The 18,589-nt window shown below is 32.9% G+C and carries 16 protein-coding genes and 1 pseudogene; all 17 read right to left on the bottom strand.

Features of this window, described 5'->3' with window-relative positions; translation table 11 throughout:
• Position 1 precedes the first annotated feature (1 nt).
• Positions 2-1,276 carry a dihydroorotase gene (locus HMPREF2658_RS03225; protein WP_000767035.1) on the bottom strand — a complete coding sequence of 425 codons (1,275 nt, stop codon included), beginning with the start codon at positions 1,274-1,276 and terminating at the stop codon, positions 2-4.
• 17 nt (positions 1,277-1,293) lie between these two features.
• Positions 1,294-2,175: an aspartate carbamoyltransferase catalytic subunit gene (locus HMPREF2658_RS03220; protein WP_001016170.1), complete on the bottom strand. Its 882-nt coding sequence runs from the start codon at positions 2,173-2,175 to the stop codon at positions 1,294-1,296.
• A 27-nt stretch (positions 2,176-2,202) separates the two neighbouring features.
• Entirely contained in the window at positions 2,203-3,510 is a 1,308-nt protein-coding gene (locus HMPREF2658_RS03215; RefSeq protein ID WP_001178613.1) for a uracil-xanthine permease family protein, read from the bottom strand.
• A gap of 217 nt (positions 3,511-3,727) precedes the next feature.
• Entirely contained in the window at positions 3,728-4,255 is a 528-nt protein-coding gene (gene pyrR, locus HMPREF2658_RS03210; RefSeq protein WP_000003870.1) for a bifunctional pyr operon transcriptional regulator/uracil phosphoribosyltransferase PyrR, read from the bottom strand.
• Positions 4,256-4,655: 400 nt separating this feature from the next.
• Positions 4,656-5,573 (bottom strand): RluA family pseudouridine synthase, encoded by a 918-nt coding sequence (locus HMPREF2658_RS03205; protein WP_000451300.1) that lies wholly within the window; start codon positions 5,571-5,573, stop codon positions 4,656-4,658.
• Positions 5,573-6,064: a signal peptidase II gene (gene lspA, locus HMPREF2658_RS03200; protein WP_000549208.1), complete on the bottom strand. Its 492-nt coding sequence runs from the start codon at positions 6,062-6,064 to the stop codon at positions 5,573-5,575. The genes HMPREF2658_RS03205 and lspA overlap by 1 nt, the downstream gene beginning before the upstream one ends.
• 292 nt (positions 6,065-6,356) lie before the next feature.
• On the bottom strand, positions 6,357-7,154 hold the full coding sequence (locus HMPREF2658_RS03195; RefSeq protein ID WP_000274850.1) for a VOC family protein: 798 nt from the start codon (positions 7,152-7,154) through the stop codon (positions 6,357-6,359).
• A 289-nt stretch (positions 7,155-7,443) separates the two neighbouring features.
• Complete coding sequence (ileS, locus tag HMPREF2658_RS03190; RefSeq protein ID WP_000384702.1) at positions 7,444-10,197, bottom strand: isoleucine--tRNA ligase; 2,754 nt, start codon at positions 10,195-10,197, stop codon at positions 7,444-7,446.
• 220 nt (positions 10,198-10,417) lie between these two features.
• On the bottom strand, positions 10,418-11,035 hold the full coding sequence (locus tag HMPREF2658_RS03185; RefSeq protein ID WP_001117066.1) for a DivIVA domain-containing protein: 618 nt from the start codon (positions 11,033-11,035) through the stop codon (positions 10,418-10,420).
• Between the two features lie 23 nt (positions 11,036-11,058).
• Positions 11,059-11,839 (bottom strand): annotated as a pseudogene (locus HMPREF2658_RS03180) (RNA-binding protein).
• 109 nt (positions 11,840-11,948) lie between these two features.
• On the bottom strand, positions 11,949-12,239 hold the full coding sequence (locus HMPREF2658_RS03175; protein WP_000354113.1) for a YggT family protein: 291 nt from the start codon (positions 12,237-12,239) through the stop codon (positions 11,949-11,951).
• 11 nt (positions 12,240-12,250) lie between these two features.
• Positions 12,251-12,814 carry a cell division protein SepF gene (locus HMPREF2658_RS03170; RefSeq protein WP_000018608.1) on the bottom strand — a complete coding sequence of 188 codons (564 nt, stop codon included), beginning with the start codon at positions 12,812-12,814 and terminating at the stop codon, positions 12,251-12,253.
• The gene (locus HMPREF2658_RS03165; RefSeq protein ID WP_014937021.1) at positions 12,811-13,479 is read right to left on the bottom strand and encodes a YggS family pyridoxal phosphate-dependent enzyme; all 669 of its coding nucleotides are present in this window, start codon (positions 13,477-13,479) and stop codon (positions 12,811-12,813) included. The genes HMPREF2658_RS03170 and HMPREF2658_RS03165 overlap by 4 nt, the downstream gene beginning before the upstream one ends.
• A gap of 23 nt (positions 13,480-13,502) precedes the next feature.
• On the bottom strand, positions 13,503-14,294 hold the full coding sequence (gene pgeF / locus HMPREF2658_RS03160) for a peptidoglycan editing factor PgeF (RefSeq protein WP_000999349.1): 792 nt from the start codon (positions 14,292-14,294) through the stop codon (positions 13,503-13,505).
• A gap of 259 nt (positions 14,295-14,553) precedes the next feature.
• The gene (gene ftsZ, locus HMPREF2658_RS03155; RefSeq protein ID WP_000888997.1) at positions 14,554-15,726 is read right to left on the bottom strand and encodes a cell division protein FtsZ; all 1,173 of its coding nucleotides are present in this window, start codon (positions 15,724-15,726) and stop codon (positions 14,554-14,556) included.
• A 32-nt stretch (positions 15,727-15,758) separates the two neighbouring features.
• Complete coding sequence (gene ftsA / locus HMPREF2658_RS03150) at positions 15,759-17,165, bottom strand: cell division protein FtsA (protein ID WP_000391032.1); 1,407 nt, start codon at positions 17,163-17,165, stop codon at positions 15,759-15,761.
• 104 nt (positions 17,166-17,269) lie between these two features.
• Positions 17,270-18,589 (bottom strand): cell division protein FtsQ/DivIB, encoded by a 1,320-nt coding sequence (locus HMPREF2658_RS03145; protein ID WP_000342176.1) that lies wholly within the window; start codon positions 18,587-18,589, stop codon positions 17,270-17,272.

Here is an 18,589-nt window from a genome sequence, read left to right as displayed (position 1 = left end):
ATTATTTATCCCCCTCAAATTTAACTTCGCCTTCAACCATAGTTAAGATCGGATTTCCATAAACTTTATAGCCGATAAATGGTGTATTATCTGCTTTTGATAAAAAATCTTCACCTTTAATTTCTTGTTCACTATCTAAATCAATGATTGTTAAATCTGCATAACCATTTTCTTTTAATGTGCCGTATTCTAAATTAAATGTCTCACATGGTTTAATTGTTAAGTAATCTACTAATTGTTGTAATGTCCAATCACCATTTTTTACAAAATGTGTATATAATAATGGGAATGCTGTTTCACTACCAACAATTCCGAATGGTGCTTTTTCCATTGGTTGTGCTTTTTCATCACGTGCATGTGGTGCATGATCTGTTGCGATACAGTCAATTGTACCGTCTAGTAACCCTTCTAACAAAGCCTCTCTATCTTCAGTACTTCTCAATGGTGGATTCATTTTATAAATGGCATTGTTACCAGGAATATCATCTTCTGTTAACAATAAATGGTGTGGTGTAACTTCAGCTGTAACATGAATGCCTGCGCGTTTAGCATCACGAATGACTCTAACACTTTCTTTAGTAGAAACATGACATACATGATAATGACAACCTGCTGCTTCAGCTAATAGTACATCTCTTGCGATTTGAACAGATTCACAAATGTTTGGAATACCTGGTATACCTAATTCTTTACTGCGTTTCCCTTCATGCATTGCACCACCATAGATTAATGAATTATCTTCACAGTGTGCTACGATGGCTTTGTTTACTTTTGCAGCTTCAATCATGCCTTCATACATCATGCTTGCAGTTTGTACTCCTACACCGTCATCTGTAAACGCAAAAGCACCTTCTTTTACTAGTGCTGGGAAATCAACCAATTCTTTACCTAATTGACGTGTTGTAATTGAAGCATAAGGTAATACACGTACTTGAGCATTGTCATCGATTAATTTTTGTAAAGCTTCAAAATGTTCTACAGAATCTGGTACCGGTCTTGTGTTAGGCATTGGACATACAGTTGTAAATCCGCCTCTAGCAGCAGCTTTAGTACCAGTTTCAATTGTCTCTTTATATTCACCACCAGGTTCGCGTAAATGAACATGAACATCGACAAATCCAGGTGACACAAAGTGACCTTTCGCATCTATGATGTCAACACCATTGCTTGGTTCAATTGTAGGTGCAATTTGTTTAATTACCTTACCATCAATTAAAATATCTGCTTGTTGTAATTCGCCATTTTGTAATACTTTACCGTTTTTAATTAATTTCATCATTTTCGTCCCCTTACCTATTTTAATAATTCATCAATGACTGCCATTCTTAAGTAAACGCCATTTTCCATTTGCTTAAAAATTCTTGATTTTGAAGCTTCTACTAAATCGCTTTGTATTTCTACTCCTCTATTCACAGGTGCCGGATGCATAACAATTGCATGTTCTTGTAATTTGTTATAGCGTACTTCATTTAAGCCATGCTTTTGATGATAATCATCTGCTGCAAATCTAGTTTCTTCTGCAAGCCCATGTCTTTCATGTTGAATTCTTAATAACATAACTATATCTACTGTTTCAATAACATCATCTATATTTACATAAGGTGCTTCTAAAGAATCATCAATCCAAGCATTTGGGCTATTAAACATTACGTTTGCACCTAATGCTTTTAAACTATGGTAATTACTACGTGCGACACGTGAATTTTTAATGTCTCCACAAATCAATACATTCAAGCCTTCAAAATATCCATATTCTTCATATATCGTCATTAAATCAAGCAAACTTTGTGTTGGATGTTGTCCACTACCATCACCAGCATTCGCAATTGGGATGTTAATATTCGCTAATTTTTCATAGTAGTTATTATACGGATGTCTAATGACTAATAAATCACAGCCAATACTTTCTAAAGTTTTACATGTGTCATATAAAGATTCACCTTTTGAAACAGATGATGTTGATGTTTCAAAGCTAATCGTTTTTAACCCTAGCTTAAGTTCTGCCATTTCAAAACTACATTTTGTTCGAGTAGAATTTTCAAAGAATAAATTTGCGACATATTTCCCTTCAAAGTTTGGTAGTTGACGTTCACCAGATTTAAATTGACTTGCTTTTTGGATAAGTTTGTATATTTGATCTGTAGATAAATGTTCCATTGATAATAAATGATTCATAAAAGCGCCCTCCTTAATTTGTAAATCTTAATTGTTTTGTTTTTTCTCTTTAGGTAAGATTAAGTTCAAAATAATTCCTGAAAGTGCAGCTAATGCCATCCCCTCAATTTGAAGGTTGATACCAATTTCTTTTAAGTTAAATACTAAATTACCGATACCTACAACTAAAATTACTGAAGCTATAACTAAATTTCGATTGTTCGCAAAATCTACTTTGCTTTCAACTAACATTCTTAAGCCACTTGCTGCAATAATACCGAAAAGTAATATAGATACTCCTCCCATAACTGGTGTAGGTATAGAAGAAATTAATGCAGTGAACTTACCAATGAATGCTAAAACAATTGCTATAACTGCTGCACCACCAATGACGTAAATACTGTATATTCTGGTAATCGCTAATACACCGATATTTTCACCGTATGTTGTACTTGGTGGTCCACCAATAATACTGGCAAACATTGTAGAAACACCATCACCAATGATTGATTTATCAAGTCCTGGCTTTTCAAAGAAGTTTCTACCTACGATTTTATTCAATACCATTTGGTGCCCAATATGTTCACTTACTGTTACGAACACAATCGGAATCATTACAAGTACAAGTCCTAAGTGAAATGAAGGTACATAATCTTTAAATGGCAGATAAATATGAGGGAAATCTATCCATTTTGCTGACATAATTGCATCAAATTTCACAATCCCCATAAAAATCGCTACCACATAACCTACGATAATACCTACAAGTACTGGAATTAAAGATAGGAATCCTTTAAAAAATCCTTGAACGGCTATTGTTACAAGCAAGGTTATCATTGCAACAATTAAGAAACTGATATTGTAACCTTTCATATCTCCAGGATTTTCATACATTGCCATATTGACTGCAGTAGGCGCTAAGCTTAAACCAATTACCATGATGACTGGTCCTACAACAACTGGTGGTAATAATTTCATTAACCATGCTGTTCCACTTAATTTGATTAGAATCCCAATGATGACGTACATAACACCACTCATGAATAATGCTACAAGCATGTCTCCTAAGCTATGCGTACTTAATCCCGTGATAATTGGTGTGATAAATGCAAAGCTAGATCCCAAGTAAGCTGGTATTTGCGCCTTCGTTATTAAGATATAAAGTAATGTACCGATTCCCGAAGCTAGTAACGCTGCGGATATTGGTAATCCTGTTAAGAATGGTACTAGTACTGTTGCGCCAAACATCGCAAATAAATGTTGTAAGCTTAAAAATGCCCATTGCGCTGGTTGTGGTTTTTCATTTACATCTAGTACAGGTTTTACTGTTCGTTCAAACATTTCATCATTTTGCATAATATTCATTTCCTCCGATAATAAAAAAATCTCTTTACATCAGTATATGTAAAGAGACAAAAAGTGTGACAAGTTGCTACAAGTCATTTTCGTCCATAGAAATTGACTTATAGTTGTCGAACATGAGGGTATTATTAGATAAACAAGCATATGAAATCTTATTTATCATTCAACTCCCCCACCTTTTTCAGTCTCTCGTACTGAATTAAAAGGGGTATTATTTAATTATAACTGCATTTCTTTGATCCATTTCTTCTAAATAGACACTTACCGTTTCCTCTTTAGAAGTAGGTATATTTTTTCCAACAAAATCTGCTCGAATTGGTAACTCACGATGTCCTCGATCAACCAAAGCAGCTAAACCAATTTTAATAGGTCTAGCATTTAGCAAAATAGCATCAAGTGAAGCACGAACCGTTCGACCAGTATACAGCACATCATCAATAATGATGACTACTTTATCTGTAATATCTGTGTCGATGTCTATTGCGTCTTTTGTCGTAAGCGATGACATGTGCTCTATATCATCTCTAAAGTATGTAATATCAATTGTTCCAGTAGGTATACGTTGTTGCTCAATTTGATGAATTTTATCTTGTATACGATTCGCTAAATATTCACCTCTTGTTTTGATACCTAAAAGAATTAAATTATCAGTACCTTTGTTATACTCCAAAATTTCATGAGCGATTCTCGTCACTGTACGTTGTATTGCGGCATCATCCATTATGATACGTTCAGACATATTCTCACCCTTTCAAAATTTAGAAACAAAAAACCTCATGTCTTTAATATCGACATGAGGTTTAGTATATACAATCAGCCTATTTACATAGAAGAATCGTAGTATTACTACTTATTCTTGCATATGTGAAAGTGTTATGATTCATTTTAGTATATATCTATATTTTCATGTCTTTGACGTCTCTCTGGACGCTCAATTAAAGACTCTTTATGTTGTACTTAAACTGTTATAAGGATAATACTAATCAGGCGCTTTGTCAATCTATATTGAAAAATTAACCGATCTCAGTAAAAATGTTAACCTTAATCTATTTTATAATGTGTTTTCATTTTAAAAAAACGAAAACGATAAATACTTATAGTTTACATAATAATGTTATCGTAATTATAGCACGACACAATTATGTATCTCTTTTTCGAATTGTATCTAATAAATCTTCAAAGTCTTGTGGTAATTCAGCATGTCTTTCAATATATTCACCTGTTACTGGATGTTCGAATCCAATAAGTCCAGCATGTAGAGCTTGACCACCAATATCCAATGTCTTTTTCGGTCCATACTTTGGATCACCAACTAATGGGAAGCCAATATATTTCATGTGCACACGGATTTGATGCGTACGTCCTGTTTCAAGTTGACATTCAACAAGCGTATAATCTTTAAAATGTTCTAGTACGTTAAAATGTGTCACTGCTTCCTTACCATCATCAACAACAGCCATAGATTGACGATCATTTTTGTTTCTACCAATTGGCGCATCGATTGTACCGTAATCATGAGGAATATTCCCGTGAACTAAAGCGATATATTTTCTTTTAACAGATTTATCCATTAATTGTTCTACAAGCCCACGATGAGCAATATCATTTTTAGCAACCATTAATAAACCAGAAGTATCCATATCTATACGGTGAACAATACCTGGACGAATTTCTCCATTAATACCCGATAAATCTTTAATTTGATACATTAAACCATTAACTAATGTATTGGTATAATGACCTGGTGATGGATGAACTACCATGCCTTTCGGTTTATAAACAACTGCAACGTCATCATCTTCATAATAAATATCTAAATTTAAATTTTCAGGTAGAATATCAGCTTCAACCACTTCTTTTTCAGTGACAACTATATGATCATTAAGTTTCACTTTATAATTAGATTTAACAACTTTATCGTTTGCAACGACTAAACCTGCTTTAATCCAATCTTGTATCTGGTTACGAGACCAATCACTATTTAATTCAGGCAGCAACTTATCTACACGCATACCTGTTTGTTCTTTATCTGTAATGTTAAATTCATAAGTCTCCATTACTTAACCTCCTTCTCCTTTTTATTGGAAGTATCCTTTAATAAGGCAATAATAATTAATATTACACCAATTGTTAAACTTGAATCTGCGATATTAAATATTGGAAAATCATAACCAAAAATATTTGTATCAATAAAGTCAACAACTTCTCCTGTTAAAACTCTATCAATAAAGTTTCCAAGTGCACCTGCAAAAAGTAAACTAATAGCAACTTGCATAAATAAATTATATTGAGCATCTTTAATAAAGAAATATACTAAGGCTATTAATATAATAATGGTAATAATAAAGAAAAATGTCATTTTTCCACTCAATATTCCCCATGCAGCACCATTATTTCGATGTGACGTTATGTTTAAAAAGTGCGGTATCACTTCAAATGAATCTCCAATTTTCATTGTAGTAGCTATAATATATTTAGTAACCTGGTCAAATATAACGACAAATACTGCTATTAAAATGGAAGTGCCAATAAAATATTTTTTGTGCATTTTCGTTCCTCCAATCAATCGTCCATAAGACAACTCTTTATATTATAGCTTACACCTGCTAATAAAAAAAGTAAGCATATTACATTAAATCTAATGTTACTGACTCAACACTTGATAAACTACTATGTTTTGACATTAAATATGAACTTAATTATTCATTTATCATATTTAAGATGACATTAAAAATTATGAAAGCAGCCTCATGAGAAACCTCATAAGACTGCCTTCATAACTTGTATAAAAAGATCATTAAAAACGATTCATTATATGGTTCGTCCATTCAAAGTATATACTAATCTTCAACTTCGATATGATTAAATCGATAATAGATACCATCCGGACCTTGTAAATTTAAATGTGTTGTTTCAGGATAATGAAAGTCAACAATTGCTAATCCATACGTATCAAAATTTTCTACACGTTTCGTTGCTGATACCCAATCATTCATGGCCAAATGTTGATAATAGCCATTCGATGCTAAAAATATTGAATAATCATCCATATATGCCGATTGCTCTAATCCAAAATAATCGAGGTAGTAGTCTTTTACCTCTGATAAATGAATTGTCTTAATATGCAATGCACCTATAATAGCGTCATCTGGAATACCTAACCATAACAATTTTGTTGCATGACTCACTAATCTCGGTACATTTAATGGTCTAATATCAATTTTTACTAAATCATTTTGCCTCGTCCATTGCGCTTCGTCTTTATCAACATAAAATTTAAAACCGTTTCCTTCCGGGTCTTCAAAAAATAATGATAACGAAGCAGGCTGTATACCTCCGTTAACTGGAATATCATATTCGCTTAAATGAATTAGCAAATTAGCTAAATCACTAATTTGAGGTAGTTTAATTGCGATATGAAACAGTCCCGCTTCTGACATTAAAGGTTCACGTCCATTTTGTAATTCAACAAGTGTAATGACATGATTATTTTGACCTACTTCATATTGTATCGATGTTAATGTCTCATTTATAATATTTAATCCTAATACGTCCTCATAAAATGGCTTTAATTCATTCTTATCTCTCACATTTAAAGTGATACCATTTACAAAGTTTGCGTTACTGTTATGATACATTCAATTAACTCCTATCAAATTCAATATCTGTGCTTACTTTTACTTAAAATTATCGCGAACATAATTGAGAATAGCAACTATAACGCATTTATAAGCTTCAGAGAATTTGTACCATTCCTGAATAATTTTTATTTTAGTGAATCACACATTTTTTAACACATATAACCAGTAACTTGGTCATTTTTTATTCGCAAAAAAACTCTCCTCATCATGTCAACAAAAACTACAACATGATTATGAAGAGAGCTTTAATTTATATCATCTGTATGAGTACTTTATACAATTTCAATTATACAAGTGATTTTACAACTTGTTGGCAACGTGGACATAGATGCGTCAATTCATCAACAGCACCAAGATCCTCTGAATAGTTCCAACATCTTTCACATTTTTCACCATCTGCATGTTCGATGGCAATATCACCATGTTCATAAGCTGTTGCCTGTTCATCTAACTTATCTACAACTTTAACTTGTGACACGATAAATAATTGATGTAATGCATCAAATGAAGTTAAGAATTCAGATGCATTAAATTTATCGTTACTAGCAATCGTAACTTTAGCTTCTAATGATTTACCAATAACTTTTTCATTACGAGCACTTTCTAATGCACGGTTCACATCATCACGTAAATTCATAAATGTACGCCATTTATCCAATAAAGCTTGATCTACTTCTACAACTTTAGGCATGTCTGCTAAGTGAACACTTTCTTCTTTAACATGTGGCGTATGAGACCAAACTTCTTCAGCTGTATGCACTAAGATTGGTGCTAACAACTTCGTCATATCAACTAAAATTTGATATAACACTGTTTGCATACTACGACGGATATGAGAATCACGTTGTTCAATATATAAAATATCTTTACCGTAATCCAAATAGAAATTACTTAACTCAACATTGATAAAGTTTTGAACTTCTTGATAAATATTTAAGTAGTCAAAGTTTTCATAGTTGTTAATCGTACTTGCAGTAAATTCACGTAAACGATTTAGCAAGTAACGATCCACTTCTAATAACTCTGATTCAGGAATGCTATCTGTATCAGGATTGAAATCATTAATATTACCTAACATAAATCTTAATGTATTTCTGATTTTACGATAAACATCAGATGTTTGTTTTAAAATTTCATCAGAAATTCTAACATCAGCTAAATAGTCCGTACTACTTACCCAAAGTCTCGCAATATCAGCACCTTTTTGTTTAACCACTTGGTCAGGTACAATCACATTACCTAAAGATTTACTCATTTTCTTACCTTCTCCATCCATTACAAATCCATGTGAAAGTAAGAATTTATAAGGAGAAACCCCTCTCGTAGCAACAGCAGTTGTGATTGATGAGTTAAACCAACCACGATATTGGTCACTACCTTCTAAGTACATATCTGCCGGGAAGCTTAATTCAGGTCTTGTTTCTAATACACCGCGATGTGATGAACCTGAATCGAACCAAACATCCATGATGTCTGTTTCTTTAGTAAATGTGCCGTTAGGGCTACCAGGATGTGTAAATCCTTCAGGTAACAAATCTTTAGCTTCTCTTTCAAACCAAATATTTGAACCGTGTTCAGCAAATAAATCAGCAACATGATTCACTGTTTCTTTAGTCATGATAATATCGCCGTTTTCAGCATAGAATACTGGTAACGGTACTCCCCAAACACGTTGACGTGAAATAACCCATTCGCCACGGTCACGTACCATATTATAAATACGTGTTTTACCCCAATTTACTTTGAAGTTTGTGTTTTCGATTGCATCTAAAATATCTTTTCTAACTTTACTAATTGATGCAAACCATTGAGGTGTTGCACGGAAAATAACCGGCTTTTTCGTTCTCCAGTCATGTGGATAACTATGTGTAATAAAGTCTAATTTTAATAAAGCACCTTTTTCAGTTAATAAATCCGTAACGGCTTTATTTGCTTTATCATAAAACATACCTTCAAATTGTCCACCTTCTTCAGTGAAGACACCTTTATCATCAATTGGACTAATAACAGGCAATTCATATTTTTGACCTACAATATAGTCATCTTCCCCGTGACCTGGTGCTGTATGTACACAACCTGTACCAGCATCTGTAGTAACATGTTCACCATTAATTACTAATGATTTTCTATCTAAGAATGGATGTTGTGCTACAACATACTCTAATTCTTTTCCTGAAAATTCTTTTTCTAATTTGATTGAATCTTTATCCCAGCCTAATGCTTCTGCTACGGCATCAGATAACGCTTCTGCAACGATGTATTTTTGACCATCAACATTATATTGACCGTATTTTAATTCCGGATGTACAGTAATTGCAACATTAGATGGAATAGTCCAAGGTGTTGTTGTCCAAATAATAAATTTAGCATCTGAATCTACTACACCTTTGTCATCTTTCACATCAAATGCAACATAGATTGATGCAGAACGTTTATCATGATATTCAATTTCAGCTTCTGCTAATGAAGACTCACTTGAAGGAGACCAGTAAACTGGCTTTTTACCTTTGTAAATTAAACCTTTATCTGCCATTTCTCCAAAAATACGAATTTGTGCAGCTTCGTATTCAGGTTTTAATGTAATATATGGATCATTAAAGTCACCACGAACACCTAAACGTCTAAAATCTTTTTTCTGTAATTCAATTTGTTCTAAAGCAAATTCTTTACATTTCTCACGGAATTCAGCTGTTGACATTTTCTTACGGTCAACACCTTTTTTCGTTAATGCTTGTTCAATTGGTAAACCATGTGTATCCCAACCTGGTACGTATGGTGCATAGAACCCTTGCATAGTTTTATAACGTACAATAAAGTCTTTTAAAATTTTGTTCAAGGCATGTCCCATATGTAAGTTACCATTCGCGTATGGTGGGCCATCATGTAAAATGAATGTTTCGTTACCTTTATTTTTTTCTAACGCTTTATGGTATTGATCTTCTGCATCCCATTTTTCTTGAATTTGCGGTTCCTTGTTTGGTAAACCACCTCGCATTGGGAAATCTGTTTTAGGCATTAATAACGTTTCTTTGTAATCCATTTTTTTCACTCCTTAAAAATTTAAAAAACTCTAAGTTAAATTAAAAGGGACGATTGCTCGCGGTACCACCCTTATTAACTCAACTTAGAGTTCTCTCATTACATTATTTAAATATTAAAAAGCCAGTGATATAACATACATGCTTTTACTAGGCTCTCACCATTACCTAATTCGCTGTGAAAAGTTAAATGTATATTACGCGTCTGTCTTTATTTAATTCTTACTTCTTAGTTGTTTCTGAATCATTGGATTGTTGATTATTGTCTGATGTATTTGATGCATTATTTTGTGCATTTGCTGCAACTTCATCTGGCTTTAAATCATTTTCATGTAAATGATGAATATTTTCAAGCGTCACTTGTTCAGCGTCTAAATCATAATTCAACAAGTAATCCCAATCTTCGTTTTTTAATAAGTCTAATTGCGCTTCAACTAACATACGGAAACGCGATCTAAATACTTTTGATTGACGTTTCATATCTTCAGTCTGGAATGCTAAACGGCGTGCTTTTTCTACCGCGTCACCAACCATTTGATTAGCTTGCGCTTCTGCCTTAGCTATAATCGCTTCAGCTTGTTTCTCTGCAGCTTGCTTAGTTTCTTCACCAGCTTTTTGAGCTTGTATCAAAGCATCACTTACAGATTGATGCACGTCTTGATAAGACTTAATATTAGTATCTCTCTCTTCGATTACTTTTTCAAGTTGTTTTTTATCTTCTTTAAGACGTTCAATTTCAGTGCTTAGTTGCTCCAAAAAATTAGCAACTTCAGTAGGTTCTAAACCATTCTTTACACGTGAAAACTCTTTATTCTTAATTTCATTTGGTGTAAAAGGCATTTGTTATCCTCCTTAAATCATTACTATTTGAATAATGTTCTATAGGTAATGTGCGTTTTATCTTTTTTAGTTTTACCACCTAAGTCAGTAATGTGTGCTCTACCAAAACCTTGGATGGATATTAAATCATTTGCTTGTAATTGAAAATCTGCTGAATCAACAATAGTGTGATTCACTTTAACACGTTTTTTTTTCGATTAGTTGTTTCGCAATCGTACGTGATTTACGTATCATTTCTTTAATAACAACATCTAACCTTAAAGAACTAACTGTTGCACTTTCAATTTTCCAATTCTCATTAGATTGTATCATATCTGTTACTGGAATAGTATAAAGTTTAACTGATGCGCCTTTAATACGTTGTAATTCTAACATAATAAATGATTCCAATCTACTTGTCAAAACAAATTGAATTCGTTCATTCACAATTATATCTCCAACTTGTTCGCGTTCGATACCTAAAGACATTAATGTCCCTAAAATATGTTGATGTTTTAAAGTGACGAATTTTTCAGGATAATCTATTTCCATTAATGTTAAATCAAAGTCACTTTCTTTAGGTTCATAATAGTTTGGCGAAATGATTGCTCTTTTTCTTTCAACATTAGGTCCGCCATAAAAAGATACGTTTAAATCTTCATAACTGCCACAAATCACTTCCAATATATATTGCCCTCTTGGATCTAAAAAATGCGTTAATACTGGTGCATAATGCTGTTCCGCTTGATCACATTTATCCGATAGCTGATCAATTAATTCATATTCTTCCTGTCTAAAGTGTTGATAAATATCTATGTTAATCACTACCTTAAAAAAATTATAAAATACCATCTATTGCCCTTATATTCAGAAAAATAGATATCAAAAACGAGGCTAAAGTATCATATACCCTTGCCTCGTTATGTCGCTTAATTTATTGTAATTGAATTAAAATCCAATTAAAGATTTGGAGTAACCCTCTTTGGAATAATACTAAAACGAAAATTGCAGCGATTGATGATATGTCGATAATTCCAATAGGTGGAATTACTTTTCTAAATGGTTGTAAGAAAGGTTCATATATTTTCGCTAAAAAATAACCTACCTTAGTTTCTCTAATACTTGGTACCCAAGATGTAAAGAAATATATAATCATGCCGAAATAATAAATTTCAACAACAAAAAGGATAAATTTAAATATTGTAGCTAGCACATTTATATCCATATGTTAACTCCTTAGTCGAATGAATGTTCCATATTTTCAATATGGTCTGTAATGCTTCCAGCTACTTCCACATTATCAGGCGTACATAAGAAAATATCAGTACCTACACGTTGGATATCTCCACCGATTGCATAAACAGTACCGCTTAAAAAATCAATAATTCTTTTCGCTGATACTTTATCAATACGTTGTAAATTGACAAGTGTCGCACGGCGGTTTTTAAGCTCATCAGCAATATCTTGTGTATCTGAAAAAACACGTGGTTCGAATAAACACATTTTTGAACTTTCTTGTGATGCATTGTTTGGTGTAGCATTGTTCATAGTTACAACATTACGTGAATTATTTTTTGAATAATTAGACATACGGTTATTCCTTTCTTCTGACGTTGTTGTATATCTTGATGCAGATTTTTGAGGGACTGATTTGATTGCGTTTTGTTTTGTTGTTTGTTGTGACTGCTCTTTTGCTGGCGCTTCATTTACCTGTTGTTGTTTGTCAGGTACTTCTACTTCCTCTTCATCATCTATTACAAAAAATCCACTAAATAAATCTTTTAAAGCCAAGTGGCTCACTCCTCTTCTCCTACAAGTTTAGTCCCAATTCTAACAAACGTTGCACCTTCTTCAACTGCAATAAGATAGTCATTACTCATTCCCATTGATAATTCATCACAAGGCGCATATTCTAAATTGAGTCGTTGTATTTCTTCTTTTTTCAAACGTAACTGTTTAAATAACGATCTAATATATGCTTCATCATCTGTCAATGGTGCCATCGTCATTAAACCTACAATTTCGATTTTGTCATATTTTTTAAGATCATCTATAAACTGATCAACATCTTCTAAAGCAATACCATGTTTAGAAGCTTCTCCCGAAACGTTCACTTGCAAGAAACATTTAATTTTATGTTCTGCACGTTTGTTAATTTCTTTGGCTAAGCTCAATCGATCTAAAGCATGGAAATAATCTACGTCGTTTATAACGTCCTTAACTTTTCGAGATTGTAATGATCCTATAAAATGGATCACCGCATCTGATGGTAATGCTTCTTTCTTTTGAAAAAAGCCTTCCAATCTATTCTCACCAAAATGTCTTATTCCAGCCTCATACGCTTCTTTAGCTCGCTCTATTGTAACATATTTTGTAACTGCAATCACGTTTGGTTTTGTTGAAAAATTATTTTTTTTACTTTTGTCATTAATTTGTGTTGAGATTTGTTGTAAATTATCTTTCACACGCAAGCATATCCCCTCCTTATTTACTGTTGACCAATGAATGCTAACATGCGTCCTGTTTGACCTTTTTCTAATCGATAAGAGAAAAATAATTCTAAATGTTCAGATGTAGCATACGCTGTCGTATAAATATTTTCTTTAGGAACACCATAATAATTTAATAATGCAGCATTGGCTTTTTTCAAATCAATACCATGACGATCTCGTCCCCTAGTTTCAATATAGTTTCCACTATCAATTGGCAATGTTTCAAATTTATTTTTAATATCATCGTTAATTTCATAACTTGATGATGTAGATGGTCCAATAACGACATGTAAGTCTTTCAAATCAAAGTTCACATGTTTTAGCACTTCTTTTACAATTTCAGTGTAGGTACCTCGCCACCCTGCATGCGCCAATGCAATAAAATGATGTTTTGTACTATAAAAATATACTGGTACACAGTCTGCATAACACATCGTTAATAAGACATTACTATCAAATGTGTACATCGCATCAATACCATGAAGCGCATCAGTTAAAGTGTCTATATTTGTGCCTATATCATCCTTTGTAATACAAGCGACTTTATTTTCATGTGTTTGAATGGGAAATACCCAATTTTTTCTATTAAACGCAATTTCTTCAGCTAATTGCAATTGATGTTGAGTAATATTATATGGGCGATCATCAATATATCTCGCCATATTAAAAGCATTTTTAGGATAGTCACTTAAACCATCGCCTCTAGTTGTAATACCTAGAGTAATACCTTGTTGTAATAATTCTTCATATATTAAATGATGCGGTTGCTTTTTAAAATTATCATTCACTCGATCGTCACCATCATTTCATTTAAATTATCTTCGTCTAACTGTATAAAGTTAATAATTATATAATATAACATTTATGTTTAAAGTTAAAATGTTGCGCAAATAATTTTCGACTTAATTTTGACACGATAGTTAAACACTTTTAATGACTTGGAAAAACTTAAATGTCCTTCTACATGTTCTAAAAATTAGTAAAAAAATCATCAGATATGTTATCTGATGATTTGTGTTGAATTATTTGTGTGTATATATTAACCGATTAACGTCTTGTTCTTCTTGAACGTCTTTCTTCTCTATTTCTAATGAAGCTAGGAATATCATCTTCTTTAGTTGTATGTGTTCTTTCACTTACACTATCAGTTGCTTGTGCATTTGATGAATTTGAAGTGAATGATTCATCTTTAGAAGTTGCATTGCTAGAAGTATTTACGCTTGTTCCGAATCCAGTGCTACCAGATTTACGACCATGTGATGTTGGTTTGTCATCAAAACCAGTTGCAATAACTGTTACAACAATCTCATCTTGTAATTCAGGATTAATAACTGTACCGAAAATCATATTAACGTCTTCATCTGCAGCATCTTGGACAATATCAGCAGCCTCTTGTGCTTCAAATAATGACAATGACTCGCCACCAGTAATATTCATAAGCACACCTTGTGCACCAACGATAGATGTTTCAAGTAATGGAGAAGAGATTGCTTTTTTAGCAGCTTCTACCGCTCTATTTTCACCAGAAGAAACACCAATACCCATTAATGCAGAACCTTGGTTAGACATAATTGTCTTAACGTCTGCAAAGTCTAAGTTTACTTCACCAGAAACAGCGATTAAGTCTGAGATACCTTGTACACCTTGGCGTAACACGTTGTCAGCTTCTTTAAATGCTTCCATCATTGGCGTAGATTTGTCAACGATATCTAATAAACGGTCATTTGGTATAACGATTAATGTATCTACTGCAGCTTTCATAGCTTCTACTCCAGCAGCAGCTTGAGTTTGACGTTTACGTCCTTCAAAACTAAATGGACGAGTTACAACACCAACAGTTAATGCGCCCATTTCTTTTGCAATTTTAGCAACGACTGGTGCTGCACCAGTACCAGTTCCGCCACCCATACCAGAAGTAACAAATACCATATCTGCACCTTGGATTGCATCTTCAATTTGTTCACGAGATTCCTCTGCAGCTTTTTTACCGATTTCAGGATTAGCTCCTGCTCCTAAACCACGTGTTAATTTTTCACCGATTTGGATTTTAGATTCAGCTTTAGATAAGTTTAAAGCTTGACCGTCTGTGTTGATAGCGATAAATTCAACATTATTCATTCCGTGGTCAATCATTCGGTTTACGGCGTTGTTACCGCCACCACCTACACCAATGACCTTTAAAGTCGCTAAATGATTAAATCCTTGTTCAAATTCTAACATTTAAATTTCCTCCTAGTTTTATTGGCCAATAATCATTCAAATAGAGATTTCATTAGTTTTTTGAATTTACTTTCTTCTTTATCTTTGTCTTGAACATGTTCATGATTCTGTTTATGTTCCTGATGATTATCTTCTGATTGATAAATTTCTTCATCTGTTGACTCTACTTCATTTTCATGAGTATCTTTTTTGTTTGTTTTACGTTTAAACCAATCAAATCCGCCTAATTTAGATTCGTTATCTTTGTCTTTCACATCAATAACATCTTCTTCAGTTTCTTCATTATCATGATAATTAATTGTAACATAATCTAATAACTCATCAAAAGCGATACTACTAGAAATTGTAGAAATTGCTGAAGAAAATTCAGGTTTTCTAATTCCCATTTGTGATGGCGTGTGAATTCTAACTTTTTCACTTACCATATCTGATAATAATTCTTTTACGCCAAGTAAGTTTGCAGATCCACCAGTTACAATAAACCCACCATTTACTTTTGTTAATCCTAAATCTTGTAAAACATCAAATACTTCGAAGAATATTTCTTCTACACGCGCTTCAATAAAGTCACTCAAATCTTTTTGAGTATACTGTACTGTTTCATCACTATCAACCTGTTCAACAGTGAAGATATCTTGATCTGAAGCAGAATCATAGAATGCATGACCATATTGGTGTTTAACTTTTTCAGCAGTTTCATAAGAAGTGTTTAATCCTTGTGCAATATCGTCTGTAATATCTCGCCCTGCCATTTCGATAGAATCAGCATCTACTAATTCACCGCGTTCATAAAAAGCAACTTGCGTAACGTCTTCACCAATATCAATGACACATGCACCTAACTCTTTTTCAGTAGCTGTTAGGATTGAACCATAGTTATATGCATCAGAATAAACATCTAATACATCAACACCACATGCTTCAACGCATTTAATCATATTAATTAAAATCGATTTTTGAATAGCAATTACGCCTGCTTCAACCTTTAATGAATGTCTGGCAATTAATTCTTTAGGGTCTGAAACCTCATTTTCTTTATCGACTATAAAACGAATCGGGAACACATTAATTACTTCTGTTTCTTGCACATCATTTTTTTCTCTAATACCTTCTAATACTTTTTCGATATGTGAACCGTTGATTTCTGTATCCTCATAAAAGTCGATTTCATTTGATTCATCATAAACTTCCGTTCCAATGATAGGTAATTTCAGGAAAACTTCTTTAATATCAACACCCGAAGCGATTGATGCCTTTTTAATTGTGTCTTTGATTGCTTGACGCGCAATATCAAAATCATCAATTAAACCATTTTTTATACCGCTCGTGTAGGTTTGTCCTGTACCTATCACATTTATACCATTGTGAAATTTCTCGCCTACTATTGTTTTTACGCTTGATGATCCAATATCAATACTTACGTAGTAATGTTCTTCCATAGATAGGCACCTCCTGACAAATTACTATTAAAAAATACACTATCTTTAGTTTACAATACGTTGAATGGCTTGTGAACTATAAACATAGACAATATCAAAATTTTTTAATTATTCTTACTTGATTGTTTGTTAATTTTGTTTAAAACGCTTTGTAATTCTTCTTTTGCTTGATTTTCCTCTTGAGATGATTTAGTCACATTTTTATCGCTTTCTGATTGAGTAGACGTGTTTCCACGATATGGGATAAATGAAGCACCGACTGATAAATCAATATAGCCTCGTGTTTTTAGTTTACCCGAACTATCTCTTGATAATGATTGTGACATCTGCGGATAATATTTCATTTTCTTAGATATCGTCGAAATATCACCGATTACTTGAAGTCCATCCGTCGTAAACAATTCAATTCTGCTTTGTTTGTTTTTACTTGGGGCGTATGTCACTTCGGCAATATATCGTCTAACTTCAGGTGTCATTTCAGATAACGCCTTAATCATATCATCTTCTTTTGTACCTTTGAAACCATCCATGACAGGTGCATCATTAATTTTGACATCATTTGAACCTTTAAGCAATTTACCATTTTCTAATAAAGGTAAATATTTACCTTTATATTTCACTAAAGCAATAATTTCATTTTCTGTGATATCTACGTTTAATGTGTTCGGTAATTGCTTGTGTATCTCAACACTTTTGATTAATGGATCCTCTTCGAGATCATTAATAGCATTTTTTTTACTAAACGTATACATCCTCGAATCATTTTTAACACCTAAAACTTTGTTTATCTTTGAAGTACTGACGTGATTATTGCCATTAATATTCACATGCGCAATTTTACTAAGTGGTGAAAACATGTAAATTAGTATAACAGCAATCAACAATACTAATATTGTAATAACACTGTATTGGATTCTTTTTTGTCGCTTACGTCTTAACTTCCGCTTTTCTTCAAGTGTTAATGGTTTTAATTGTGTTACTTTACTTTTTCGTTCTTTTTTCGTTACTGTTTCCTCATCATTCGAGTCGCTATTTTGTTCATTAGGAGCTGATTGATGTTGTTCGTTGTCGACTGCAATTCCATTCGATTCATTTTGGTCGTCAATTTCTTGAGTATATCTATAATCCTCATTTTCAATATTAGAGTCTGTAGAATCATCGATATTATTATCATTCGCATGACTAGAAGCAGAATCATTATTTTCATCATTGCTTTCTTCTTTTTTGAAGTCTTTATTTATCAAGTAAATTTCTTCATCAAAATCAGCTTGTTGAGATGTATCATCTTTATTTTGATTAGAAAAATGTGTAGCCTTTGATCTTTTTCTTTGCCGTCTTTTCTTAGATGTATTCCTCGTAAATAATTCTAATTCATCTTTATCTTCATTTGATTCTTGTTGATCGTTCTTCGTTTTATCATCCAT

The organism is Staphylococcus sp. HMSC062H10 (assembly GCF_001836945.1).
Lineage (GTDB): Bacteria > Bacillota > Bacilli > Staphylococcales > Staphylococcaceae > Staphylococcus > Staphylococcus aureus.
Note: the sequence above shows the minus strand (reverse complement) of the source record. Positions and strands in the feature narration are given on the sequence as shown.